Raw genomic sequence first — 23,781 nt, forward strand, 5'->3', positions numbered from 1 at the left:
TGATCAGTGGCGACCGCGTTGTCGCCACCGAAGGGAATTTATTATGACCAAGATTCGAAACACCAAGACCCGCCGCCTGCTGACCGCGGGAGGCATCATCGCCGCCGGAGCCCTGGCCCTGACCGGCTGCTCGTCCTCGGGACCCGCCGCCACCCTGGACAACGGGGACGAGAAGGCGCTGAACATCGCGGTCTTCAACGGCTGGGATGAGGGGATCGCCGCGAGTGAGCTGTGGAAGGCCGTGCTGGACGATGAGGGCTACGACGTCAAGCTGACCTATGCCGACGTGGTCCCGGTGTACACCGGAATCTCCGAGGGTGACTACGATCTGCTGCTGGACAGCTGGCTGCCGACCACCCATAAGGACCAGTTCGAGCGCTTCGGCGACAAGCTGGTGGACCTCGGTTCCTGGTACGACAACGCCAAGCTCACCATCGCCGTGAACGAGGACGCCCCGATCAAGACCATCGATGAGCTGGTCGAGAACGCCGATAAGTTCGGCGACCGGATCGTGGGGATCGAGGCCGGTGCCGGCCTGACCAAGCAGGTGCAGAATAACGTGTTCCCCGACTATAAGATCGGCGACAAGCTCAAGCTGGTGACCTCCTCGACCCCGGCCATGCTGGGTGAGCTCAAGGCCGCCACCGCTAAGGGCGAGAACATCGCGGTGACCCTGTGGCAGCCGCACTGGGCCTACGATGCCTTCCCGATCCGCGACCTGGAGGACCCGAAGAACTCGCTCGGCACCGCCGAGAGTGTGCACTCGGTGGGCAGCACGAGCTTCGAGAAGAAGTTCCCGGATGTCGCCAAGCGGATCAAGAACTTCACCATGGACGACGAGACCCTGGCCTCGCTGGAGAACGCCCTGTTTAACAGTGGCGACGGCAAGCCGCAGGATCTGGTCCGCAAGTGGATGGCCGACAACAAGGAGTACGTGGACTCGCTGAAGTCCTAGTCTCCCCGTGCGTTCGCCCGCCCCCGGAATGTCGGGGGCGGGCGAACGCGTTAACCGAGATGGACCTGGCGGAATTCAGCCGTGTTGAGAATGGTTATCATTACTGATAATGTTTCTCATATGAAGAAACGACTCCTCGCGCCCCTGATCGCGCTGCCCGCCCTCGCACTGGTGTTGAGCGGCTGCTCCACCTCCCCGGGAAGCGCAGACTCCAGTGGTGATTCCACCGCCCCGATCTCGATCGTGGCCAGCACGAGCGTCTACGGCTCGATCGCCTCGGAGATTGTCGGCGATCACGGCACCGTCACCAGCCTGATCAGCTCGGTCGCGCAGGATCCGCACAGCTATGAGGCCACCGCGCAGGACACCCTGGCGGTTTCCAAGGCCGACGTGGTCATCAAAAACGGTGGCGGATACGACGACTTTATGAACACCATCCTCGACGCCAATAAGGGCACCGCCCCCAAGGTGGTCGACGCCGCCGAGGCCTCCGGTCTGCTGCCCGGCCACGCCGCGCACAACCACGATCACGACGATGAGACCGCCAAGGTCGACGACTCCTCCAAGGAGGCCGGCAAGGATCACGACGTGCACAACCACGTCGAGGGCTTCAACGAGCACGTCTGGTACAGCTTCGAGGGTGTCAAGAACGTCGCCCACGACCTCGCCCACGTGCTGGGTGACGCCCGTCCCGCCGAGGCCGACGCCTTCCACAAGAACTACGAGAAGTTCGTGGGCCAGCTCGATGAGCTGACCAAGAGTGCCGAGGCGCTGAAGCCCGAGCTCGAGGGCAAGAACGCGGCGATCACCGAGCCGGTACCGATGTACCTGCTGGATTCCGTGGGCCTGAACAACGTGACCCCATCCGAGTACAGCGAGGCCGTCGAGGAGGGGACCGACGTCTCCCCCGCGGTCATGCAGGCCACCCTCAAGGCCGTCGGTGCGGGCGATGTCCTCCTCCTCGCCTACAATGATCAGACCAGTGGCCCCGAGACCGAGCAGGTCCGCAAGGCCGCCGAGGCAGCGGGCGTCAAGGTGGTCGACTTCACCGAGACCCTGCCGGATAAGAAGGATTACGTGAGCTGGATGCAGGACAACATCAACAACCTCGCAAAGGTCGTCGGTAAGTGACGGCCGCACCGGGCGCACCCGCGGCCGAGCATGAACACGGCCACCCGGGTGCCCCGGTGCTCAGTCTGCGGGGTGCGCGCCTCGGCTTCGGCGGGCGCACCCTGTGGGACGACCTCTCCCTGGACGTGTGCCGGGGGGAGTTTCTCGCGGTTCTGGGGCCCAACGGCTCCGGTAAGTCCAGCCTGCTGCGCACGATCCTCGGTCAGCAGGAGCTGACCGCCGGCGAGATCAACTTCGGCGGTGAGCCCGTGCGTCGCGGCGATCGTCGCATCGGTTACATCCCGCAGCAGAAGATGATTCCCGCCGGGACCCCGATGCGCGCCCGCGACCTGGTGGCCCTGGGCGTGAACGGGCACCGTTTTGGACTGCCCCTCCCCCGTCGCGGCGAGCGTGAGCGCGTGGATGAGCTGCTGGAATCGGTGGGCGCGACCCACTTCGCGAACGCCCCGGTGGGCACCCTGTCCGGTGGCGAGCAGCAGCGACTGCGGGTTGGCCAGGCCCTTGCCGGCGATCCCGACCTGCTGCTGTGTGATGAGCCGCTGCTGAGCCTCGACCTCAACCATCAGCGTGAGGTGTCCGAGCTGATCGACCGCCGCCGGCGCAGCCACGGTACCCCGGTCGTGTTTGTGACCCACGACGTGAACCCGGTCTTGGGCATGGTCGACCGCATTCTCTACCTCGCCGGCGGCCGCTTCCGCGAGGGCACCCCGGACGAGGTCCTGCGCAGCGACGTGCTGAGCGACCTGTACCAGACCCCGGTGGAGGTGTTCCGCTCGCACGGCCGCATCGTGGTGATGGGCCTGCCGGACACCCACGATCACCACCCCCACAACGAAACCCCCGAGGCATCCTGATGACCACCGCGCTCGCTCCCCTGATCCTGACCGCCGCTGCCGGCGGCGGGGATGACCTCTGGTCGCGGATGTTCTCGTTTGCCAACTACGGCGAACTCCTCCAGCTGGTGCAGAACTCGGTGATCGCCGGTGCCGTGCTCGGCATCGTGGGCGGCCTGATCGGCGTCTTTGTGATGCAGCGCGACATGGCCTTCGCCGTGCACGGCATCAGCGAGCTCTCCTTTGCCGGGGCCGCCGCCGCGCTGCTGCTCGGCGTGAACGTGGTCGCCGGATCGCTGGTGGGTTCGCTGATTGCCGCGGTAATTATCGGTGTACTGGGATCAAAGGCTCGGGATCGTAACTCGATTATCGGCGTGCTGATGCCGTTTGGTCTGGGCCTGGGAATCCTGTTCCTCGCCCTGTACCAGGGGCGCACGGCCAATAAGTTTGGCCTGCTGACCGGGCAGATCGTCTCGGTGGATGATCCGCAGCTAATCTGGCTGATCGTGATCAGCATCGTGGTCCTGCTGGGCCTCGGCATCATGTGGCGGCCGCTGAGCTTCGATTCGCTGGATGCCGATGTGGCCTCGGCTCGCGGCGTCCCCACCCGCGCGGTGTCGCTGACCTTCATGCTGCTGCTGGGCCTGATGGTTGCGGTCTCGGTGCAGATCATCGGCGCGCTGCTGGTGCTGGCGCTGCTGGTAACCCCGGCCGCGGCGGCCATGCGGGTGTCCGCATCGCCCATTCTGGTGCCCATTTTGAGCATGCTGTTTGGCTTTGTCTCGGCCGTAGGGGGTATCCTGCTGGCACTGGGTGGTTCGCTTCCCATCAGCCCGTACATCACCACGATCTCGTTTGCGATCTACCTGGTGTGCCGTCTGATCGAGGCGCGCCGCACCAAGACGCGGTCGTTTCGCCCATCCGGCGAGACCGTCGCAGTGGCGGCCTAACGCGGCCGCCCACGAGCGCCCAACCGGGCGGAAAGAGTAGGGGTGCATCATGGCAGTTCGGCGTAATACCTGGCAGCGTGAGGCCGTTCGTGAGGCGCTGGAGCGCTCCGAGGGCTTCATCAGCGCGCAGGCGCTGCACACCGAGCTGCACCGCACCGGCTCCCCCATCGGCCTGGCCACCGTCTACCGCGCCCTGGCCGATCTCTCGACCGAGGGCGAGGCCGACTCGCTGCAGTCCCCCGAGGGTGAGGCCATCTACCGCTCCTGTGCGACGATGGATCACCACCACCACCTGATCTGCCGTCAGTGCGGCACCACCGCCGAGATCGAGGCCACCGAGGTCGAGGCCTGGGCCTCCCGGGTTGCCGCCGAGCACGGCTTCACCGAGGCCCGCCACGTGGTCGACATCTTCGGGCTGTGCGCCGACTGCACCGCGGCGGCCGCCCGCGCCTAGTCGCACACCAACTGCCTAGTCTCACAACAACTCAGGGGCACCCGGCCACATGGCCGGGTGCCCCTGAGCTGTTGGGTGAGGATCGGGTCGGAGTTGTCTCTGAGGAAACACGCTCCGGAACGGGCTGTCGCATCGACACCGGGAAAATCGGATTATTGCCCCAAATTCGCCCCCCGGACGAGGGACAAACTCACGGCGTTTTCCCGGGCGCGGCGGGCCGGTTTTGGCCCGTTTATGGCTAGTTGGTGACGGCCGGGATGCCCGCGCGGACGGCGTCGATCTGTCCGACGGTGGTGGCCAGGGCAATGTCGAAGACGTCGATGGTTGCCGCGCGGTCGCCGCTAATCAGGTAGCCGAACTGCGTGCCAAAGAGACAGTTGGTGATGTGCAGGGCGAGGCGGGCCACCTCGGTCTCGGGCACGTCCTGGCGACGCAGCCAGGCCGCGAAGAGTTCGTTCCACACCGCATAGGAATCGGTGATGCGGGTGCCGATGTCCGGATCGATGCTCTCGAGGGATCCGGCCTCGAACTGCAGGCGAATCCCGGGGAGGTGGCGCGGCTCGAGGGAGGTGATAAACGCCTCGCGCATCCAGGCCAGCATCTCCTCGCGGTTCAGGGACTCCACGTCCACGCCCTCGAGTGCTTCGCGGCGCATGCGCACGCTCTCATCGAGGATGGCGTCAATCAGATCCCGGCGTGAACCAAAGTGGTACACCAAGACATACGTGCTTACCCCCAGTGCGCCAGCGAGGCTGCGAAAGGTGACACGAGACAGCGACGAGGTCGCAACGTGCTCCAGAATCTGACTGAGCAGTTCCGGGCGACGATTGGGATTTGCTGGACGGCCCACGCGGTCCCCTTCCTAGATAACAATCGGAAGAATAACACCTAGTGTGCGACACATCAGCGTTCGTTCTCCTGAACTCACAGCCGGTTTTCAGAACAAGTGTTCTTACAATGAGGCGCCGCGGAATCAGCCGCGACCGAGAACGCACCGCAGCGGACTCGGAATGTTGTTTGGGGGAAAACATGGCTAGGACCGGAAATCCGGAAAGAAAAACAGAATTATTGGATCAGATCCTCGAGTTCCTCGTGGATGTGCCGCTCGCGCAGGCCTCATTCCGTGCGCTCGCGGATGCACTCGGGGTGAGCACCTTCGCGCTGGTGTACCACTTCGGAAATCGTGAGCAGCTCGACCAGGAGATTCTGGGCGTGGTGCGTGACCGCCAGGTTCTGATGCTGGGGGGCATCAAACCCGGCAATCTCAGCGCCGAGGATCTCGTGGAAGCCGGGGTGCTCGCCTGGCAGGAGTCCCTGTCGCGTCGGGGCCTACTCGCCGGAAGGCTCTCGTTTGAGGCGGGGGTGACCGAACGCCTGCACTATCCCGCGGGTGATGGCATTCTTGCCGCCGCGCACAGTGACTGGGTGCGAGCACTCTTTGACTGGGCGATCGAGCACGGTGCCACCGAGGAGTCCGCGGAGTCCGAGGCCGAGTTGCTGGTCGCGGTGCTCTCCGGGCTGCGCTACCGACTCCACCTCTACGGGCCCGAAGCGGTTCCGATCACCCGGGTGGAGACCGCGTTTCGACGGTTTGTGGAGCTCGTGACCCATCCCGTACCGGCGATCGCGCACTAGGGTCGTTCCCCTCTATAGGGAGGGTTGTCCTCTATCTATAGGCGAACGATCCGCTCGCGCTCATCTCGGATCGTGGGAACCCACGGTGTTCCTGCGATCCGAGATGGTTTGCCGGGAGTGTCGTTATGAGATAAGCTTGACCCTTGGCCGGACGGACTCCCCCGTCTGGATCGTACGAAAACCTCGCTCTCTCGGGTGCGAGTCACTTCGTGCCGACAAGAGATCTTGGGCGAAACCATCGGTTTCGCGGTATTCAAGGAGAATCACAATGGCATCAGTGTGCCAGGTGACCGGCGCCGTTCCCGGCTTCGGACACAACATTTCACACTCGCACCGTCGCACCAAGCGTCGGTTTGACCCCAACGTTCAGAAGAAGACGTACTACGTACCCTCGCTTCGCCGTAACGTTACCCTGACCCTGAGCGCCAAGGGCATCAAGGTTATCGACGCTCGTGGCATCGAGTCCGTCGTCAAGGACATCCTGGCTCGTGGAGGCAAGATTTAATCATGGCTAAGCACCAGGACGTACGTCCCATCATCAAGCTCCGTTCCACCGCGGGCACCGGTTACACCTACGTAACCCGCAAGAACCGCCGGAACAACCCCGACCGTATCGTGCTGAAGAAGTACGACCCCGTAGTGCGTAAGCACGTTGAATTCCGAGAGGAGCGCTAAACATGGCTAAGAAGAGCATGATCGCCAAGAACGAACAGCGCAAGGTCATCGTCGAGCGCTACGCTGAGAAGCGTCTCGAGCTGAAGAAGGCTCTGGTTAACCCCGAGTCGACCCCCGCCGAGCGCGAAGCCGCTCGTCTGGGCCTGCAGAAGCTGCCCCGCAACGCTTCGCCGGTGCGCGTGCGCAACCGCGACGCCGTTGACGGACGCCCCCGGGGTATCCTCACCAAGTTCGGTGTCTCCCGTGTGCGCTTCCGCGACATGGCTCACCGCGGTGAGCTGCCGGGTATCACCAAGTCGAGCTGGTAGGTCTTCCTCCCACTCACCACACGGTGAAACACTTGCTCTCAGGGCGTCCGCTTCGGCGGGCGCCCTGAGGCGTTTAACCCCACAAAACCGGCCGCAGACTGTGAACAAAATCAAAGAATCCGGCGACACGCGGACAATTTCGGCCGGAACCGCGGAAATATCCGCGAAAACATGCGGATTTCTGGTACATTCAAGGCGGTCCTCGTGGACCAACTACGAACTCAGGCGAGCTCGTGGAACGTACCAGTTACAGACTGCAAGAAAGTCCGAGGAGGACACTCATGGCTGATAAGACTCTTAACAAGACCGAGCTCGTTGCGAAGATCGCTTCCGAGTCCGGCCAGAGCCAGGCTGCTGTCGGCGGCGTGCTCGATGCCCTGTTCAACGTTCTGGCCGAGTCGGTTGCAAACGACGTTAAGGTCACCATCCCGGGTTGGCTCGCTGTAGAGCGCACCGCACGTGCAGCTCGCACCGGCCGCAACCCGCAGACCGGTGCCGAGATCCAGATTCCGGCCGGTCACTCGGTCAAGGTTTCGGCTGGTTCGAAGCTGAAGGCTGCCGCCAAGTAGTCTCAGCCAAACGGCTTCAAGAGGGACGGTTCTTCGGAACCGTCCCTTTTGCGTTGCTCGGGTTCGGCTGGTTCGAAGACGGTGTTGGTGGGCTAGCCGCCACGCTGTCTCAGCCAAACGGCTTCAAGAGGGACGGTTCTTCGGAATCGTCCCTTTTGCGTTGCCGGCCGCCCGCCGCGTGAGTTTTAAGGGAGCGTGTACTCGCGTAGGCTGGGACGGTGTCACGAGTAACCCGAATAGTCGCCCCCTCAGTACTTTTGCTGATCGCCCTGATCGCCCTGTTTGGCGCGCTCGCGATCGGTGGGGGTGCCCAGGCGCAGCAGCTCAGCGACCCCGGTGCCACCGTGCGCTACGGCCTGCCGATCGCCAAGATGATCGTGAACATCACCGCCGCCGGCATGATCGGTGCGCTCACCCTGGTGCTTTTTGCCCTGACCCCGCAGCGCCGCGAGTACGGCGCGGCCCTCGACGTGGCCTCGGCCAGCGCGGCCCTGTTCACCGTCGCCTCGGGGGCTACCGGTGTGCTCACCTTCCTCAACGTCACCGGCACCAAGTTTGAACTCACCCAGGAATTCGGATCCAAGATCGGTGTCTTCTTCACCGATGTGGATGCCGGCCGTGCCTGGCTGATCACCACGCTGATCGCCGCCGCCGTGACCGTGCTGTGCTTCTCGGTCCGCGGGCAAACCCTCGTGTTCTTTGTCGGCGTCCTCGCCGCTTTCTCCCTGCTCCCGATGGCGCAGCAGGGCCACGCCGCCGGAACCTCCGGCCACGGGCAGGCGGTCACGGCCCTCGGCCTGCACCTCCTGTTTGCCGGCATCTGGTTGGGTGGGCTGCTCACCCTGGTGTTCATCCGGTCGCATCTGGAACGTGGGCGGCTCCCCGTGGTCCTCGCCCGGTACTCCACCCTGGCGCTGGTGTGCTTCGTGGTGGTCGCCATTTCCGGCTATGCCAGCGCGGCCCTGCGGGTCGGGTCCCTCGAGCAGCTCCTCACGCCCTACGGGCTTCTGGTGGTCCTCAAGGGACTCTCGCTGGTGGTCCTGGGCCTGTTCGGGGCAACGTATCGCCTGCGGATGATCGACCGGCTGGAAAAGCGCGGCAAGAACTCGACGTTCTGGTGGATCGTGGTGGCCGAGCTGGCGTTCATGGGCATCGCCTCCGGTGTCGCCGCGGCCCTCGGGCGCACCGCCACCCCGGTCCTGGAGGACACCTCCCCGACCCGCACCCCGGCCGAGCTGCTCACCGGCGATAAGCTCCCGCCCGAGCTGACCCCCTGGCGCCTGTTCACGCTGTGGGAGATCGACCTGATCTGGCTGCTGGTGGGTGCGTTTGGCATCTTCTTCTACCTCGCCGGGATGTATCGCCTGCACAAGCGCGGCGATAAGTGGCCCTGGCTGCGCGCGGTGTCCTGGATTGCCGGGTTGCTGCTGCTGATGTGGATCACCAGCGGCGGCATCAACGTCTACCAGCGCTTCCTCTTCTCAACCCACATGATGGGCCATATGGCGCTCACCATGGCCGTCCCGGTACTCCTGGTGCCCGGGGCGCCGGTGACTTTGGCGATGCGCGCCATTCGCAAGCGGCAGGACGGTTCTCGCGGTGCCCGCGAGTGGATCCTCACCGCCGTACACTCGCGCTTTGCCACGATCATCACCAACCCGGTGGTGACCGCCGTGCTCTTCGCCGGATCGCTCTGGGTGTTCTACTACACCGAGATCTTCCGCTGGTCGATGGTGGATCACATCGGGCACGAGTGGATGATCATCCACTTCGTCATCACCGGGTACCTGTTTGTGCAGTCACTGATCGGGATCGACCCGGTTCCACACCGCCTGGCCTACCCGATGCGCCTGATCCTGCTGATCGCCACCATGGCGTTCCACGCGTTCTTCGGGCTGGCTATCATGTCCAATACCGGACTGTTTGTGGCCGACTGGTTTGGGGCCACCGGGCGCACCTGGGGCGATCCGCCGATGGATGATCAGCGGGTCGGTGGCGGCATCACCTGGAGTATCGGCGAGATTCCCACGGTGGCCCTGGCAATCGCCGTGGCCATCCAGTGGAGCCGCAACGATGTGAAGGAACAGCGGCGCTCGGACCGCCGGGCCGACCGCTCCGGGGACGCCGAACTCAAGGCCTACAACGCGCGCCTGGCCAAGATGGCCGAACGCGAGGACGCCGGGAAATAGCCCCCAGCGCAGAACGCCCGGCCCCACTGGGGGACGGGCGTTTTGGCGTTAGACGGTCGGGGGTGTGTCCGGATGGTGCGTCTCGGCCGCACGCTCCAGCCAGGGGGCGATGTCCACCGGGATCGAGTACAGCGCGGGGCGCGGCTCCGGGCGGGCCTGCGGGTCCGTGCCGGCGACGGGGCGGGTCAGGCGTTCGTTCATGATGCCTCCGATGTGATCTGTGTGGATGGTTAGGGGGTGGGCTTGGCGGGGGTTTCGTCCGCGGGAGCGTCCGCGGCGGGGGCCGGGGTGTCGGGAGTGATGGCGCAGCCCGGCAGCGGGCGGGCGCGTTCAAACGGGCGCACGGCGGTACCCTGCTGGGCCTCGCCGGGGGTGCCTGCGCTGGGGATCGGGGTCGGAGTCGAGACCGCTCCGGTGTCGGGGTCGATCGTTGTGGTCACCGTGGAGAGCGGGAACGCGTTAAAGATCGGTCCCTGTTCGGTGTCGGTGCGCGCCTTCAGATAGGTCTGCGTGCCCTGCGCACTATCGCGGGTGAGGAGGCCGTTCTCATCGGCATCCTCGAGGACAAGCGGCTTCCCATTCGCGTCGAAGAGCTGGACCCGCTCGATCGCGGCACCCGAGCAGTCGAACGCGAAGATGTTCTGCACGTTCTCACCGTTCATCCGCAGCCCCTCGGGCACCGGTGCCTCATAGCTGTCGCCGGATGAGGATGCGGACGAGTACGGGTCATAGGAGAGCCGGTTGAGAGCGGTGGGGATCGTGATCAGAAGGACCAGGATCGCCACGACACTCACCGCGGCCTTGAGGATGCGGAGGAAACGCGAGCCCAGCCAGACGCCTCGGCCCCACTGCACGCTGAGGACAACGGCGGCGGCGAGGGCGATCCAGCCCAGAACATCCGCCGGAAGAAGCCAATTCAGGTGTACCCCAACGGCCCCCAGGCACAGGAACAGCGCGAATCCGCGGGCGAACCACCACACCGGACGCAGCGCGACCAGAAAGCGCGTGATCGGGGCGACTCCGCGGCGCTGGGAGAACGCGAGTGCCTGCGCCCGGCGCTCTGCCCACCACTCGCGGGAGGTTTTCACGGCCGGGATGTGGGCACCCTGCGCGGGCAGCCCGGCGGACTCGCGGAGCTCGCTGGCGTAGGCGGCGGCGTCGCCCAGGTCGCCGATATCGTCCAGACGTTCGGCGAGATCGGCCTCCAGGCCCTCGGTCAGTTCGGTGACCTCCTCGGGGCCCAGATCGCCCAGGCGGGAGCGGACCTCGGCGGCGAAGGCATCGACGCGCGGATCAATCGAGATACTGGTCATTTGATTCCCCCTGAAGTGGGTGCGGAGTCGGTGGCCGACTCGGGATTGATCAGCGCACCGAGGCGCTGGGCGAAGTGGTTCCACGTTTGGCGGTCGGCATCGAGCGTGGTGCGGCCCTGGTCGTTGATGCCGTAATACTTGCGGTGTGGTCCCCCCTCGGAGGGCACCACGTAGGTGGAGACCAGACCGGCGGCATATAGGCGACGCAGGGTTCCATAGACCGAGGCATCCCCCACGTCCTCGAGCCCGGCGGCGCGCAGACGTCGCACGATGTCGTATCCGTATCCATCTTCGTCGCGGATGACCGCGAGCACGGCGATATCCAATACACCCTTGAGTAGCTGCGTTGTATCCACACAACCTCCTATCAACACACTGCACACTACTACGGAATACGTAATAGTGAAACCATCGTGTCCAAAATGTCGAGATGGGCGGGGTATCCTGGGATCTGCCGAACTGGAATCGAGGCTCCCGCGTGTCATCATCCTCACCCGCGCTCAGTAGCGAACAGCAGGCGGTGTTTGACCTCATCGAGGGAACCCGCGAACACCTGTTTGTGACCGGTCGGGCGGGCACCGGAAAGTCGACGCTGCTCAACCACCTCTCGTGGAACACCAGCAAGACCATCGTCATCTGTGCGCCCACCGGGGTCGCAGCGCTCAACGTGGGTGGGCAGACCATCCACTCGCTCTTCCGTCTCCCGATCGGGCTGATCGCCGATCAGGAAATCGAGCAGAATGACCAGACCAAGAAACTGCTCAACACCATCGATACGCTGGTTATCGACGAGATCTCGATGGTCAATGCGGACCTCATGGACGCGATGGATCGCAGCCTGCGTCAGGCCCGCCAGCGCCGGCATGAACCCTTCGGCGGTGTCCAGGTGGTGCTGTTTGGTGACCCGTATCAGCTCGCCCCGGTGCCCGGCCACGGCGAGGAGCGCGACTACATCGCCGACACCTACCGCTCATTCTGGTTCTTCGACGCCAAGGTCTGGCAGGAGGCCCCGCTGCGGGTGATCGAGCTCGTGCAGATCCACCGCCAGGCCGACAACGATTTCCGTCGGATGCTCACCGCCGTACGCCACGGCACCGTGGACGCCGAAATTGGTGGTCGTCTGAACGCCGCGGGGGAGCGTCCGCTGCCCGAGGATGGCGACACGATCATCACCCTGGCCGCCCGCAACGACGCGGTGACCCGGATTAACGCGGCCGCGCTCAAGAAGCTGCCCGGTCGCCTGCTCACCGCGCGGGCGGAGGTCACCGGAGAGTTCGGCAAGTCCGCATTCCCCGCCGATGACAAGTTGGAGCTCAAGGTCGGGGCGCAGGTCATGTTCCTGCGCAACGACGCCGCTGGTCCCGACGGGCAGCGCTGGGTCAACGGCACCATCGGCACGGTGACCCGGATCGACACCAACGTGTTTGTCGAGGTGGACGGCGAAATTCACGAGGTGGAGCCGGCGATCTGGGAGAAGTATAAGTACTCCTATTCGGCCCTGACCAAGCAGCTCAAGCGCGATATCGTGGCCGAGTTTACCCAGTTCCCGCTGCGGCTGGCCTGGGCCGTGACGATCCACAAGTCCCAGGGGCAGACCTACGATCGCGCGATCGTGGACCTCGGACCGCGCGCGTTCAGTCCCGGACAGACCTATGTGGCACTCAGCCGGTTGACCAGCCTGGACGGGCTCTACCTGGCGCGTCCGCTGCGTCCGAGTGACGTGATCGTGGACCCCGACGTGGTGCGCTTCATGAGCGGCCGCGAATCCGTGGGCCCCGACGCCGAGCCGTCCGCAAACTAGCGCCCAGGGCCGATCGGCGTCCTCACGCACAAACGCGGGCCCCTCCGAGGAGGAACCCGCGTTTGAGAAAGCCGTGGTTACGCGGCAGCGGTGGCCTTGGCGGCACCGAGGTCCACAAACAGGTTGGTGTTGTAGGCGTAGGCGCGCACGATCTCCTCGATCACGCGCTCGCGCTCGGCCTCGTCCCAGTCCAGGGCGTCCAGCAGCTCGCGGTAGGCGTCCTTGAAGACGGCCGGGTCCTCGATCTCGGGGAACGCGTAGAACTCCACGCCGGCCTCGTCCAACTCAAACTGACGCTTCATCAGGCGGGCGATGTACTGGCCGCCGGAGAGGTCGCCGAGGTAGCGGGTGTAGTGGTGGGCGATCAGGCCGCCGGCCCAGGTCGAGCCGATCTCGTTGATCCGGGCCACGTAGTTGACGGTGGTGGGCAGCGGGGCAATCTGCTCGCGCCAGTTGTCACCGAGCAGGAAGGCCAGGTCGCGCTCAAGCGCGGGCAGGCGGCGCAGCGACTCGAACACAAACTTGCCGGCAACCTCGTCCTCGGCCTGGGCGTCGGCCGCGGCCTCAAGCGCCTCGTAGATGAAGAAGTGCTGGGCGGTGAGGGCCGCGTAGTCCTCGCGGGTGCCGCGTCCACGCATCAGGTCGGCCATGAAATCGGCCCCCTCGCTCGAGGAGTGATCCTGGCGGGTGCGCTCGCGAACCTGGGTAGAGAAGGGGGTGACATCGGTCATGAGACGCTCCGGATTTGCATGAAGAGTGGGGAAGGGGAGCCGAAGGCGGCTCGTTTACTTAGGTTACCCATACCGGCACTGTGTCGGCAAGATGTCCAGGGTGATTTCTCGGCCGTTTTTCGGCCGGGGTTCGGACTAGGCGTGGGCGCGCGGTTCGAGGCCCAGCTCGGCGCAGGCCAGATCGTAGAGCACCACGATCTCGCGGCGGATCTCCGGACGCTCGGTGATCGCGGTGCTCCACTTCACGGTGAGGTCGCGGGGTGCGCCCTCCACGGTGATGCTCCAGGTCCCGCCGTCGCCATCCAGCGCGGTCATGATCGAACCGGTAGCGCCGCGGTCGCCGAAGGCGCGCGCGATCAGGAGGTTGTCGTCGTTGTGGTCGTCGTTCATGTGGTGCAGGACGCCCGCGACGATCTCCGGGGCAAAAACAAAGGCGCTCATGGCGGATCCTCCGAAAGAGTAAGGGTTACCTAAGTAGCCTAATGGATATTCGTGCGACCCGCGTACATCCTTAGAATCCGGGACTGATCCGCATCCGCAGGTGTGGATTCGATCCGGCAAAAACGCCCGGCTGGGTGGCCCGAGCGAGCACGTCGAGGGCGCGCTCGCGGGGCTCCGGGGCCAGCCGGGGGAGCGCATCGCGCAGCAGGACGATAGTCTCACCGGACTGGCGGGTGCCCGAGATGCACGCGGCCAGCAGGTCCACGGCGACGATCTGGGCGGCGGGATCGCCCGCGCTCAGCAGGTTCGCGAGGGCCAGGGCGTGTTCGGTGTGGTGCAGGAGTGTCCGGCTCGCGGCGGAGTCGACCAGCTCGGCGGCGATCGATGCGCGTCCGGCCAGGGTTTCGGCCAGGGCCGCGGCGACCCGATCGGGTTCCAGCGTGGCCGCGGCTGTTAGCGCCCACGCCGTGTGGGAGGCGATCCGCGCGTGTTCGCCCGTGGCCGAGAGGGAACGGGCGATGCTCAGAAGCGTGGTGACGGCCGAATCGGGGAGCGGCGCGCTTGCCACCAGGGCGTCGGGATCCAGGATCCGCAGAAGCGCAAGGCGTGATCCGCGGTTTTGGGCGAGCGTCAGCAGCGCGTCGGCCGCACCCTCGGTGTGCCCGGCAGCCAGGAGCGTGGCCGTGACCGCGGCGGCCGCCACCGGGACGTCCTCGGGAGCGCGGGCAACCGCGTGCCAGAAGGTGTCGGCGAGGTCCCGCTGATGCGGTGCCCACACTCGGATCAGCGTGAGGGACGCGGGTGCCCAGACGCCCGTGCTTTTCACCACGTCGATAGCCGCGCGCAGCGCCTCTGCTCGGGCAGCGGGCGAGAGGGTAGCGGAGGAAATGGCGGCGAGACGAGCGCCCGCACGCTCGGAATCCTCGGGGGAGTGCAGCCGCGATAGTTCGGCACGAACGAACGCGCGCTCGGTGCGCGCCTCGGGGTGGGCCAGGGCCAGATCGATGGCTCGCCAGCGTAGATCCGGGTGCGGCCGTGGCCCCAGAATGCTCAGGCGGCGGGCCGCGTGATCGGCGGTGCCGGCACGGTCAAGTGCCGCCAGGGCGAATCGGCGGGTGGAGACGCCGGTGGCGGCGGCATCGATACGGGTGAGGAGTTCGGCGGTATGGGCGGCGGTCAGCGTCCCGGCTCGGCGAATAAGCGCGGAACCGGCCACACGACGGAGGGCACCGGACGCGGGCGCGGGCGTGCCGGCCCCGTTTGCGTGAGCCGCGTTTGCATCGACCCCGTTTGCGCCGGTCCCGGTCGCGCCAGGCCCGTTTGCGCCAGACCCGTCCGCGCCAGACCCGTTCGCGCCGGGATCGGCGGCCTCGACGGCATCGCCCGAGAGGATCGCGCACAGCACGTCGTCGGCCCCGGCATCCTCGGTGCGGGCCCCCAGCAGGGCGAGTGCTCGGCCGCGGAGGCGCTCGGCGGCAATCACCGAGTCGTCCTCGTCTGATTCGATGAGCGTTTCGGGGGTCAGCGCGGCTTGGCGCAGCGTGGCCAGGCCGTGCCCCGGGATGCGGGAAAGCGCGCTCAGGGCGACAAAGCGCACAAACTCGTTGTCCGCGGCTTCGCGCAGGGTCGCCTCATAGGCCGAGGCCACCAGTGTGCGTGCGGTAGCACTCCACCCGGACGAACGGTGGGTGGCGGGTTCACTCCCGGCGGCACCGGGAACTGAGGCCAGGAGATCACTGCCGGCATGGGTGAGTACCGCTTGCACGCCGGCTTCGCCGAGCAGCGCATCCCGGTCAATTTCCGGATCCCTCAGCAGCGCCCGCACCCGGGCCACTCGCGTCCTCCGACCCCGCAACCAGGCCCCGATCAGCGGGGAAAACTCGAAGATAACGTCGGGGTCGGTGGCCCGGATGGCGGCCAGCAGAGCCGCATCGAGGCCCGGATGCGCGGGGGCTTCCCACGCGAGTTGAACGAGCGTTTCGGTGGAGGATGCCCGGGGGAGAATCCGGTCCAGGAGGAGACTACAAAGGGGATTGGCGATCCGGTCCAGGGGGAAGACCAGGGGGTTCACCTTGGTGATTGCATCCACCATTCGCCACCCGAGGGAGGATGTGTTGTCGGTGCCGGTCAGAATCCTGATTGCGAGCCTGGCCAGGACCGAGAGGGTGCCCGGGTCTCGGTCGGGAGCGATCAGGGCCGCGTGAACCAGCGGATACAGGGACTCCTCGGTGACACGGGCAAGCCGTGATGCGGGGGCCGCGCAGAGTGCATCGAGTGCGGCCAGCCGGACGGTGCCGCGCTCGCTGCCGAGCCTGTCGAGTCTGTGCAGCAGCGCAGAGAGGTCGGCCCCGGGGTCCAGGACGGCCGCCCCGAGGAGCTCCCGATAGGCATGGGCTCGGACCTCGGCGATGGAGCTACGGAGCCGCGCATCGAGACGTTCCTCGGCCGCGGCAAGCGGCAGCCAGGGGATGTCCGACTCGGGGTTGCCGGCCCGGGCCGCGCTCATCCGAGCGGTCGCGGGCAGGAGGTGCTCGCCCGTCCAGCCGCGCGCGGGGAGCGCCACACCGCGTTCGATCAGCGTGCGCAGGATCGCGCGCGCGTCCTCGGGGGCAGCCGAGGTGAGCAGCCGCGTGGCCAGCGCGGTGGGCCGAGGCTCACCCAGCTGGGCGGCAAGGAGATCGTGCAGGGGGTCCGAGGCTCTTGCGATCAGCTCCCGTGCGATGCCCCGCGCGGGAAGCGCTGGACGGTACGGGTGGAGGCGGGCCCGGGCAAGCAGGGGCAGCGTTTGGTCGGGATCGGCGCGCAGCAGCGCGTTCCAGAGCGGGGAGTGGGTCCCGGTCCAGCCCTCCAGGGGGGCTTGGCTCGATACCGCCGCCAGGATCGCGGACGGCAGACCCGGCGTCGTCGTGGGGGCGTCCACTCGGTGGGTGATCTCGGCCAGCGCGGCCACCAGCGCCGGGGTGAGTCGATCCCAGGCGGCATCTCGGGCTTCGTGGGGTGTCCAATCCAGGCTCTCCAACAGGATCGGCACCGAAGCTACCGGATGTGCTCGGGCGATCCGCTCGGGCCGCGCGCTGCCGGGCAACAGGGTGCCCAGGTGCTGCTCGGCGAGGGTGGGGGAGGCCGCCGGAAGCACCGTGCGGGCATCCTCGATCCGCTCGGAGTCCAGGGCCGCGTTCAGCAGGGCGTCGGCGAGGTCGGTGCGGCGGAGGGCGCGGATAGCACGCAGGAGGGCGCGGCGCTCTCGTGCACTGGCCCGTGCATAGGCGTCGAGGACAGTCTCGGCGGTCGCGTCCGCGCAGCGCGGCAGCGCGGAGATCGCCCGGATGCGTACCCGCGCATCCGGGTGCGTGAGTGCCGTCGCCAGCGCGGGGAGCAGGCGGGCCTCGCGGGCGAGATCTACAGCGACTTCGCCACCCCACAGCTCACGCTCGAACAGCTCGGCGCACAGCGTGCCGAGCGCCTCCGCATCCAGCTCGCGTGCCAGGCGCGCGATTTCTCGCCGCGCATCCGCGGGGGAGAGGGGGTCGATCAGGTCCAGCAGCTCGTCTGCGATCATGCGGTCAGCATAACGGGCTTGGCGGTTCGGGTCCACGTACTAGCCTGGAACCATGACCACGTTTGTGCCTCCCGGATATCGGAAAATTGCCGCGCCGGTCGAGACCGAACAGGAGATCAAGCGCTCCCGGTTTATCTGCTTTTTGACGCCGGTGGCCGATGAGGAGGAGGCCCGCGCCGAAATTGCCCGCGTGCGTGCCCTGCATCCCAAGGCCCGCCACCACTGCACCGCGTTTGTGCTCGGTGAGCGGGGCCAGCTCAAGCGCAGCAACGACGATGGGGAGCCCTCGGGAACCGCCGGGGCTCCGATGCTGGACGCGATCGACGGATCCGAACTGACCTTTGTGGTGGCGATCGTGGTGCGCTACTTCGGCGGCATCCTGCTCGGGGCCGGCGGGCTCACTCGCGCGTACCGGGCGGCGGTGGCCGAGGCGGTCACGCACGCCAAGATTCTGCGCTTCGAGCCGCGCGAGCGGATAGCCGTGCGCCTGGACTATGGCACCGCGGCGATCGTCGAGGCCGAGGCGCAGCGCCGCGGGTGGAGCCTGGGCGAAGCCGAATATGGGGCGGATGTGACCCTGCGCCTGGGAATCCCGCCCGAGGACCGTGACATCGCCGCCGAACGGATCGCCGCGCATACGGCCGGGGCCGCGACGATTATCGACGAGGGCTTCGGGTTCGTGTCGGTGGGGGCGGCGGACTAGCCCGCGCAGGCCACCGCATCCCAGTGCGCGTACTGTGCGTGATCGAGGCTGCTCACGCGGTCAGTGCGTCGATGCTGGCCGGGGCCAGGACGTATCCCAGCACCATCTGGGCGGCCCCGAGCGTGCCGCCGCGATCCCCCGAGCGCGAGGGGATGATGTGCAGGTCCTGGCTGGAGAGCGCGATGCTGCGCGACTCGACGATCTCCCGAATGCCCGCCAGCAGATCGGGGGAGGCCGCACCCACGCTGCCGCCCACCACCACGTGCGAGGGGTTGAGTAGGCTGATGACCGTGGCCAGCGCCGCACCCACGTCGCGTCCGGCCTGATGCAGCACCGCGGGAACCGGATCGGCCCCCGCCTGGATCAGGGCCAGTACGGCCGAGCGGGTGCGCGGAGCGGCGGGATCCGAGGTGAGTAGGGCACCCAGCGCCGCGGCACCCACGAGCGCCTCCAGATCACGCTCATCCTCGGGTGCACGACCGGAGGCGGGATCAAAGGGGATGCGCACATGGCCCAGGTCTCCGGCAGCCCCCTGCGAGCCGCGCCGCAGCTCGCCACCGCTGATGATGCCCGCGCCCACGCCGGTGGACACCTTCACGTAGACCAGATCCTGCACCTCGGGCCACTCCTGAGCGCGCTCGCCGAGGGCCAGGAGGTTCACGTCGTTGTCCACATATACGGGCCCGGCCAGGCGTGCCCCCACGTAACCGGTGATGTCGAAGCGGTCCCACCCGGGCATGATCGGCGGGGCCACCGGAAGCCCGGCGGCATGCTCGACCGGCCCCGGTACGCCGATCCCGATGCCCAGGACGTCCGCGACTCCGTGCCCCGCGGCGGCCAGCTGGCGGTGCGCGGCGGCGATGACCCAGTCCAGGACCGGGACCGGTCCGTCGGCGATCACCAGGTCGCTGCGTTCCTCGCAGAGGATGGTGCCAAACAGGTCGGCCACGGCGACTTGGCCGTGGGTGACGCCGAGCTCAATCGCGATCACGATCCGGGCGCGCTCATTGAGGCGCAGGCGGGCGGGCGGACGTCCGCCGGAGGATTCGGCCTCACCCGCGTCGATTAGTAGTCCCGAGGCGATCAGGGTGTCCACCCGCGCCGAGACGGTCGAGCGGGCCAGCCCGGTGAGGGTGCCGATCTCCGCCTTGGTGCGGGCGCTCCCGTCCCTGAAAATCTGGAGAACCTGGCCCACGCCACCGCTGATCGGTGGGGCCTGCGGGCCCGGATCCCCGGGGATATAGGGGCGGGTTTCCGCCACGTCCGCGCCCTCGTTTTCGCGGGTATCCGCGGGATGAGGAGGGGTGGAGGGGGCAGCGGTCATGCCGTGAGTCTATCCGTTTTGTCCACATTGTCGGGTCGGCGAGGCGGAGTTGTGTGGGGCCGGAAAAAGATGTTCCCGAGACTTTTGGGACTTTTGTTTGCTTGTGGGCAAAAGTCCGGTACGCTCGTCTTCACGGACCCATCCATCCACCCCGCAAAAGGATCATCATGACTTCCAATCACCTCACCGCCCAGCTGTACTCGGTGCGTCATGCGCTCGCCGAAGACCGCGCCGCCACCCTGACCCGCCTCGCCGAGATCGGCTTCACCCAGATCGAAACCTTCGGCTTCAACGCCGAGAGCGTCGCCGACATCCGCGAGTTTGCCGAGTACGGCCTCGCCGTGCCGAGTGCACACTCCAACTTCCTGGGCAAGGGCCTGGACGTTTCGGCCACCTTCGCCGCCGCCGCCGAGGCCGGTGTGGGCACCGTAATTGAGCCCTTCCTGCCCGCCGAGCACTTCGGTGACGCCGACGCGATCAAGAAGGTCGCCGACCAGCTCAACGCCGCCGCCGACCTCGCCGACCAGCACGGCGTCGTCACCGGTTACCACAACCACGCCTGGGAGGCCGAGGGCCTGGTCGAGGGTGTGTCCCCGATCGAATACCTGGCGAGCCTGCTCGACCCGCGCGTGACCCTCGAGATCGACACCTACTGGGCCCAGGTGGGCGGCCAGAACCCGATCGACCTGCTCGGTCGACTGGGCGAGCGCGTCTCCCTGCTGCACATCAAGGATGGCGACGCGAGCCGCGACGTCAAGAACCAGCTGCCCGCCGGTTCCGGTGTCCTGGACGTCCTCGGCATCATCGCCGCCGCCCCGCACGCGACCCCGGTGGTCGAGTTCGATGACTACGCAGGCGACATCTTCGAGGGCCTGCAGACCGCCTTCACCTTCCTCACCAAGAACGGTGTCCAGGCATGAGCGGCGTCGTCGGAATCGGCCTGATCGGTGCCGGTGTCATCAGCGACCAGTACCTGGCAAACCTGACCACCTTCCCCGACGTCGAGGTGCGCTTCATCGCCGACCTCGACGTCGAGCGTGCCCGCACCCAGGCCGAGAAGTACGGCGTTGCCGGCTTCGGAACCGTGGCCGAGCTGCTGGCGGACGACTCGATCGAGATCGTCATCAACCTCACCATCCCCAAGGTGCACGTCGAGATCGCCCTGCAGATCCTGAACGCCGGCAAGCACGTGTGGAGCGAGAAGCCCTTCGCGCTGGACCGCGAGAGCGGCCGCGAACTGCTGGCCGTCGCCAACGCCAAGAACCTGCGCGTGGCCACCGCCCCCGACACCTTCCTCGGCGCCGGAATCCAGCACGCCCGCCGCCTGGTGGAATCCGGCCGGATCGGCGCCCCGCTGACCGCGCTGACCCTGTTCCAGGTGCCCGGCCCCGAGAGCTGGCACCCCAACCCCGACTTCCTTTTCCAGGAGGGCGCGGGTCCGCTGTTCGACATGGGTCCCTACTACTTCACCGCCCTGGTGCAGCTGTTCGGTCCGGTTAAGCGCGTCTCGGCGCTGTCCTCGAAGTCGCGCGACACCCGCGTGATTGGCTCGGGTCCGCGCGCGGGCGAGTCCTTCGACGTGACCGTGCCCACCCACATCAGCGTCAACATCGAGTTCGAGGGCGGCCAGAGCGCCCAGTCGATCCTGAGCTTTGATTCGCCGCTCGCGCGCATCCAGTTCGAGGTCACCGGCGAGACCGGCGCGCTGACCATCCCCGACCCCAACCGTTTCGAGGGCGAGCTGATCGTGCACGGTTACGGTGTCGAGCCCGAGACCATCGAGGCCCAGGGCACCAGCGCCGGCCGCGGCATCGGCGTGGTTGAGCTGGCTCGCGCGATCCGCGCCGGTGTGCCCGAGCGCGCCTCGGGTGAGCTCGCGTTCCACGTGCTCGATGTCATGGTCTCGACCGCCGAGTCGGCCGCCTCAGGTGAGCCGGTCACCGTGGAGAGCACCGTTGTGCTGTCCGCTCCGCTGGCCGAGGACTGGGATCCCGCGGCCCGGGTGATCGCATGAGTGTAAACCCCAATCGCATCGGTGCGGGCGTCGGCGTGGGCATCGTGGGCGGTGGCTTCATGGCCACCGTGCACGCCCGCGCTGCCCGCACCGCCGGGGCCACCCTCGTGGGAGTGGTGGCCTCGACCCCCGCCCGCTCGGCCCAGGTGGCCGAGGAGCTGGGTGCCGAGCGTGCGTTCGACACCCTGGAAGACCTGCTCGCCGATGAGCGCATCACCGTGGTGCACGTGTGCACCCCGAATGCGCTGCACGCCGAGCAGGCCGCCGCGGTGATCGCCGCCGGCAAGCACGTGGTGTGCGAGAAGCCGCTCGCGACGACCCCTGCCGAGGCGCGCAGCATCACCGAGGCCGCCGAGGCTGCCGGTGTCATCGCCACCGTGCCCTTCGTCTACCGCTTCCACCCGATGGCGCGCGAGGCGCGTGCGCAGATCGCCGCCGGGGGCAGGGTTCTGACGATCGGGGGCGAGTACCTGCAGGACTGGCTCGCCGCCGCCGACTCGGACAACTGGCGCGTGGATTCCGCCCAGGGCGGCAACTCCCGTGCGTTTGCGGACATCGGATCGCACCTGGTTGACCTGATCGAGTTCATCGGCGGCGACCGCATCCACTCGCTGTTTGCGCGCACCCGCACCTTCCTGGCCGAACGCTCGGGCACCGGAACCGTGACCACCGAGGACGCCGTGTCGGTGAGCTTTGAAACCGTGGGCGGCGCCATCGGCACGCTGCTGGTCTCGCAGGTCGCCCCGGGCTTCAAGAACGGCCTCGTCCTGAAGATCTCGGCCACCGACTCGAGCATCGTGTTCGAGCAGGAGCAGCCGGATTCCCTATGGCTCGGCAAGATCGCCGAGAACCGCGTGCTGCCGCGTGAGGCCGAGCGTCTCGACGCCGATGCCGCGCGTCTCTGCGTGGTGCCCTCGGGTCATGCCCAGGGCTATCAGGACGCCTTCAACGGCTTCGTGGCCGACACCTATGCGGCCATCGCCGGCGAGACCCCCGTGGGCCTGCCGACCTTCGCCGACGGCCTGCGCGCGGGCATCATCACCCAGGCGGTGCTCGACTCGGCCGCGTCCGGTCAGACCGTGGTTCTGGACTAGAGGAGAAAGACTATGACTGAAGCACGACTTCCCGTCACCCTGTTCACCGGACAGTGGGCCGACCTTCCCTTCGAAGAGGTTGCTCGTCTGGCCTCCGAGTGGGGCTATGACGGCCTGGAGATCGCCGCCTCCGGCGATCACCTCGACCTCAAGCTCGCCGATGAGGACGACTCGTACCTGGCCTCGCGCCTGGAGATCCTCAAGCGCTACAACCTGCAGGTGTTTGCGATCTCGAACCACCTCACCGGCCAGGCCGTGTGTGATGACCCGATCGACTTCCGCCACCAGTCCATCGTCCGCCCCTACACCTGGGGGGACGGCGATGGCGAGGGTGTGCGCCAGCGCGCCGCCGAGGACATGAAGCGTTCGGCCCGCGTGGCCCGCAAGCTCGGCGTGGACACAGTGGTGGGCTTCACCGGATCGAAGATCTGGCAGTACTCGGCGATGTTCCCGCCGGTGCCCGCCTCGGTCATCGACGCCGGCTATGAGGACTTCGCGAACCGCTGGAACCCGATCCTCGACGTCTTTGACGCCGAGGGCGTGCGCTTTGCCCACGAGGTCCACCCGGGCGAAATCGCCTACGACTACTGGACCAGCGTGCGCACCCTCGAGGTGCTGAACCGTCGCGAGGCCTTCGGCTTCAACTGGGACCCGTCGCACATGATGTGGCAGAACATCGACCCGGTCGGCTTCATCGTCGACTTCGCCGACCGCATCTACCACGTGGACTGCAAGGACACCCGCCTGCGCCCGCACAACGGCCGCGCCGGCGTTGTGGGCTCGCACCTGCCCTGGGGCGACCCGCGCCGCGGCTGGGACTTCGTCTCCACCGGACACGGCGACGTGCCCTGGGAAGACTCCTTCCGCGCCCTGAGCTCGATTGGCTACAACGGCCCGATCTCGGTCGAGTGGGAGGACGCCGGCATGGACCGCCTCGTCGGTGCCGCCGACGCGGTGAACTTCGTGCGCTCCCTGCTCTGGAAGCTCCCGGAGGGCTCCTTCGACGACGCCTTCTCCAACCAGTAGGTAGCGTTCCCACAAACGTCCCGCCCGTGATCTTCGGATCGCGGGCGGGACGTTTTTGTGCGGGCCCGTCTAAATC

25 protein-coding genes are annotated in these 23,781 nt (G+C 66.9%); 17 read left to right on the forward strand and 8 right to left on the reverse strand.

Features of this window, described 5'->3' with window-relative positions; genetic code table 11:
• Nucleotides 1-43 precede the first annotated feature (43 nt).
• The 5 genes from IE92_RS0106155 (at nucleotide 44) to IE92_RS0106175 (ending at nucleotide 4,323) form a co-directional block, all read left to right on the forward strand.
• Nucleotides 44-955, forward strand: coding sequence for a glycine betaine ABC transporter substrate-binding protein (locus IE92_RS0106155; RefSeq protein ID WP_030147632.1), 912 nt, complete (start codon nucleotides 44-46; stop codon nucleotides 953-955).
• A gap of 120 nt (nucleotides 956-1,075) precedes the next feature.
• Nucleotides 1,076-2,086: a metal ABC transporter solute-binding protein, Zn/Mn family gene (locus IE92_RS0106160; protein ID WP_030147633.1), complete on the forward strand. Its 1,011-nt coding sequence runs from the start codon at nucleotides 1,076-1,078 to the stop codon at nucleotides 2,084-2,086.
• Nucleotides 2,083-2,940, forward strand: a complete 858-nt coding sequence (locus IE92_RS0106165; RefSeq protein ID WP_051701750.1) for a metal ABC transporter ATP-binding protein — start codon at nucleotides 2,083-2,085, stop codon at nucleotides 2,938-2,940. The genes IE92_RS0106160 and IE92_RS0106165 overlap by 4 nt, the downstream gene beginning before the upstream one ends.
• Nucleotides 2,941-3,008: 68 nt before the next feature.
• Nucleotides 3,009-3,869: a metal ABC transporter permease gene (locus IE92_RS0106170; RefSeq protein ID WP_043321905.1), complete on the forward strand. Its 861-nt coding sequence runs from the start codon at nucleotides 3,009-3,011 to the stop codon at nucleotides 3,867-3,869.
• A gap of 49 nt (nucleotides 3,870-3,918) precedes the next feature.
• Nucleotides 3,919-4,323, forward strand: a complete 405-nt coding sequence (locus IE92_RS0106175; RefSeq protein WP_030147636.1) for a Fur family transcriptional regulator — start codon at nucleotides 3,919-3,921, stop codon at nucleotides 4,321-4,323.
• Between the two features lie 238 nt (nucleotides 4,324-4,561).
• Here the strand turns inward: IE92_RS0106175 and IE92_RS0106180 are convergent, their stop codons facing one another.
• A complete protein-coding gene (locus IE92_RS0106180) occupies nucleotides 4,562-5,173 on the reverse strand; it encodes a TetR/AcrR family transcriptional regulator (protein WP_030147637.1) in 612 nt (203 codons plus the stop codon).
• A 218-nt stretch (nucleotides 5,174-5,391) separates the two neighbouring features.
• Here IE92_RS0106180 and IE92_RS17195 point away from each other — a divergent pair, with 218 nt between their 5' ends.
• The 6 genes from IE92_RS17195 to IE92_RS0106210 all read left to right on the forward strand — a co-directional run bounded on the left by IE92_RS17195 (nucleotide 5,392) and on the right by IE92_RS0106210 (nucleotide 9,699).
• The gene (locus tag IE92_RS17195) at nucleotides 5,392-5,958 is read left to right on the forward strand and encodes a TetR family transcriptional regulator (RefSeq protein WP_051701749.1); all 567 of its coding nucleotides are present in this window, start codon (nucleotides 5,392-5,394) and stop codon (nucleotides 5,956-5,958) included.
• 268 nt (nucleotides 5,959-6,226) lie between these two features.
• Complete coding sequence (gene rpmB, locus IE92_RS0106190; RefSeq protein ID WP_030147639.1) at nucleotides 6,227-6,463, forward strand: 50S ribosomal protein L28; 237 nt, start codon at nucleotides 6,227-6,229, stop codon at nucleotides 6,461-6,463.
• 2 nt (nucleotides 6,464-6,465) lie between these two features.
• Nucleotides 6,466-6,633: a 50S ribosomal protein L33 gene (gene rpmG, locus IE92_RS0106195; protein ID WP_030147640.1), complete on the forward strand. Its 168-nt coding sequence runs from the start codon at nucleotides 6,466-6,468 to the stop codon at nucleotides 6,631-6,633.
• Nucleotides 6,634-6,635: 2 nt separating this feature from the next.
• Nucleotides 6,636-6,941: a 30S ribosomal protein S14 gene (rpsN, locus tag IE92_RS0106200; RefSeq protein ID WP_030147641.1), complete on the forward strand. Its 306-nt coding sequence runs from the start codon at nucleotides 6,636-6,638 to the stop codon at nucleotides 6,939-6,941.
• A 281-nt stretch (nucleotides 6,942-7,222) separates the two neighbouring features.
• Nucleotides 7,223-7,510: an HU family DNA-binding protein gene (locus tag IE92_RS0106205; RefSeq protein ID WP_030147642.1), complete on the forward strand. Its 288-nt coding sequence runs from the start codon at nucleotides 7,223-7,225 to the stop codon at nucleotides 7,508-7,510.
• A 218-nt stretch (nucleotides 7,511-7,728) separates the two neighbouring features.
• Nucleotides 7,729-9,699, forward strand: a complete 1,971-nt coding sequence (locus IE92_RS0106210) for a bifunctional copper resistance protein CopD/cytochrome c oxidase assembly protein (protein ID WP_030147643.1) — start codon at nucleotides 7,729-7,731, stop codon at nucleotides 9,697-9,699.
• 48 nt (nucleotides 9,700-9,747) lie between these two features.
• Here IE92_RS0106210 and IE92_RS18230 read toward each other — a convergent pair whose 3' ends face one another.
• The 3 genes from IE92_RS18230 to IE92_RS0106225 are packed head-to-tail and all read right to left on the reverse strand — an operon-like array spanning nucleotide 9,748 to nucleotide 11,368.
• Nucleotides 9,748-9,900: a hypothetical protein gene (locus IE92_RS18230; RefSeq protein WP_156027431.1), complete on the reverse strand. Its 153-nt coding sequence runs from the start codon at nucleotides 9,898-9,900 to the stop codon at nucleotides 9,748-9,750.
• Nucleotides 9,901-9,929: 29 nt separating this feature from the next.
• Nucleotides 9,930-11,012 carry a hypothetical protein gene (locus tag IE92_RS0106220; RefSeq protein WP_030147644.1) on the reverse strand — a complete coding sequence of 361 codons (1,083 nt, stop codon included), beginning with the start codon at nucleotides 11,010-11,012 and terminating at the stop codon, nucleotides 9,930-9,932.
• Nucleotides 11,009-11,368: a PadR family transcriptional regulator gene (locus IE92_RS0106225; protein WP_030147645.1), complete on the reverse strand. Its 360-nt coding sequence runs from the start codon at nucleotides 11,366-11,368 to the stop codon at nucleotides 11,009-11,011. The genes IE92_RS0106220 and IE92_RS0106225 overlap by 4 nt, the downstream gene beginning before the upstream one ends.
• A gap of 122 nt (nucleotides 11,369-11,490) precedes the next feature.
• Here IE92_RS0106225 and IE92_RS0106230 point away from each other — a divergent pair, with 122 nt between their 5' ends.
• Nucleotides 11,491-12,813, forward strand: a complete 1,323-nt coding sequence (locus tag IE92_RS0106230; RefSeq protein ID WP_030147646.1) for an ATP-dependent DNA helicase — start codon at nucleotides 11,491-11,493, stop codon at nucleotides 12,811-12,813.
• Nucleotides 12,814-12,890: 77 nt separating this feature from the next.
• Here the strand turns inward: IE92_RS0106230 and IE92_RS0106235 are convergent, their stop codons facing one another.
• The 3 genes from IE92_RS0106235 to IE92_RS0106245 form a co-directional block, all read right to left on the reverse strand.
• Nucleotides 12,891-13,544 carry a biliverdin-producing heme oxygenase gene (locus IE92_RS0106235; protein ID WP_030147647.1) on the reverse strand — a complete coding sequence of 218 codons (654 nt, stop codon included), beginning with the start codon at nucleotides 13,542-13,544 and terminating at the stop codon, nucleotides 12,891-12,893.
• A gap of 135 nt (nucleotides 13,545-13,679) precedes the next feature.
• The gene (locus tag IE92_RS0106240) at nucleotides 13,680-13,985 is read right to left on the reverse strand and encodes a DUF2470 domain-containing protein (protein WP_030147648.1); all 306 of its coding nucleotides are present in this window, start codon (nucleotides 13,983-13,985) and stop codon (nucleotides 13,680-13,682) included.
• A 70-nt stretch (nucleotides 13,986-14,055) separates the two neighbouring features.
• Nucleotides 14,056-17,544, reverse strand: a complete 3,489-nt coding sequence (locus tag IE92_RS0106245) for a hypothetical protein (RefSeq protein WP_030147649.1) — start codon at nucleotides 17,542-17,544, stop codon at nucleotides 14,056-14,058.
• Between the two features lie 52 nt (nucleotides 17,545-17,596).
• On the opposite strand from IE92_RS0106245, the gene IE92_RS0106250 reads away from it, so the two are divergent.
• Nucleotides 17,597-18,247: a YigZ family protein gene (locus IE92_RS0106250; protein ID WP_030149761.1), complete on the forward strand. Its 651-nt coding sequence runs from the start codon at nucleotides 17,597-17,599 to the stop codon at nucleotides 18,245-18,247.
• A gap of 52 nt (nucleotides 18,248-18,299) precedes the next feature.
• On the opposite strand, the gene IE92_RS0106255 is transcribed toward IE92_RS0106250, so the two are convergent.
• Nucleotides 18,300-19,571: an ROK family protein gene (locus IE92_RS0106255; protein WP_081863990.1), complete on the reverse strand. Its 1,272-nt coding sequence runs from the start codon at nucleotides 19,569-19,571 to the stop codon at nucleotides 18,300-18,302.
• A 167-nt stretch (nucleotides 19,572-19,738) separates the two neighbouring features.
• Between IE92_RS0106255 and IE92_RS0106260 the strand changes: the two genes are divergently transcribed.
• From IE92_RS0106260 to IE92_RS0106275, 4 genes are read left to right on the forward strand one after another with little or no spacing between them, the layout of a single operon-like run.
• Entirely contained in the window at nucleotides 19,739-20,491 is a 753-nt protein-coding gene (locus IE92_RS0106260; protein WP_030147652.1) for a sugar phosphate isomerase/epimerase family protein, read from the forward strand.
• Nucleotides 20,488-21,585 (forward strand): Gfo/Idh/MocA family protein, encoded by a 1,098-nt coding sequence (locus IE92_RS0106265; RefSeq protein ID WP_030147653.1) that lies wholly within the window; start codon nucleotides 20,488-20,490, stop codon nucleotides 21,583-21,585. Before IE92_RS0106260 ends, IE92_RS0106265 begins: the two co-directional genes overlap by 4 nt.
• Nucleotides 21,582-22,679: a Gfo/Idh/MocA family protein gene (locus IE92_RS0106270; RefSeq protein WP_030147654.1), complete on the forward strand. Its 1,098-nt coding sequence runs from the start codon at nucleotides 21,582-21,584 to the stop codon at nucleotides 22,677-22,679. The genes IE92_RS0106265 and IE92_RS0106270 overlap by 4 nt, the downstream gene beginning before the upstream one ends.
• 12 nt (nucleotides 22,680-22,691) lie before the next feature.
• The gene (locus tag IE92_RS0106275; RefSeq protein WP_030147655.1) at nucleotides 22,692-23,705 is read left to right on the forward strand and encodes a sugar phosphate isomerase/epimerase family protein; all 1,014 of its coding nucleotides are present in this window, start codon (nucleotides 22,692-22,694) and stop codon (nucleotides 23,703-23,705) included.
• Nucleotides 23,706-23,781: the final 76 nt, after the last annotated feature.

This window comes from Mycetocola saprophilus, from assembly GCF_000718085.1.
Classification (GTDB): Bacteria; Actinomycetota; Actinomycetes; order Actinomycetales; family Microbacteriaceae; genus Mycetocola; species Mycetocola saprophilus.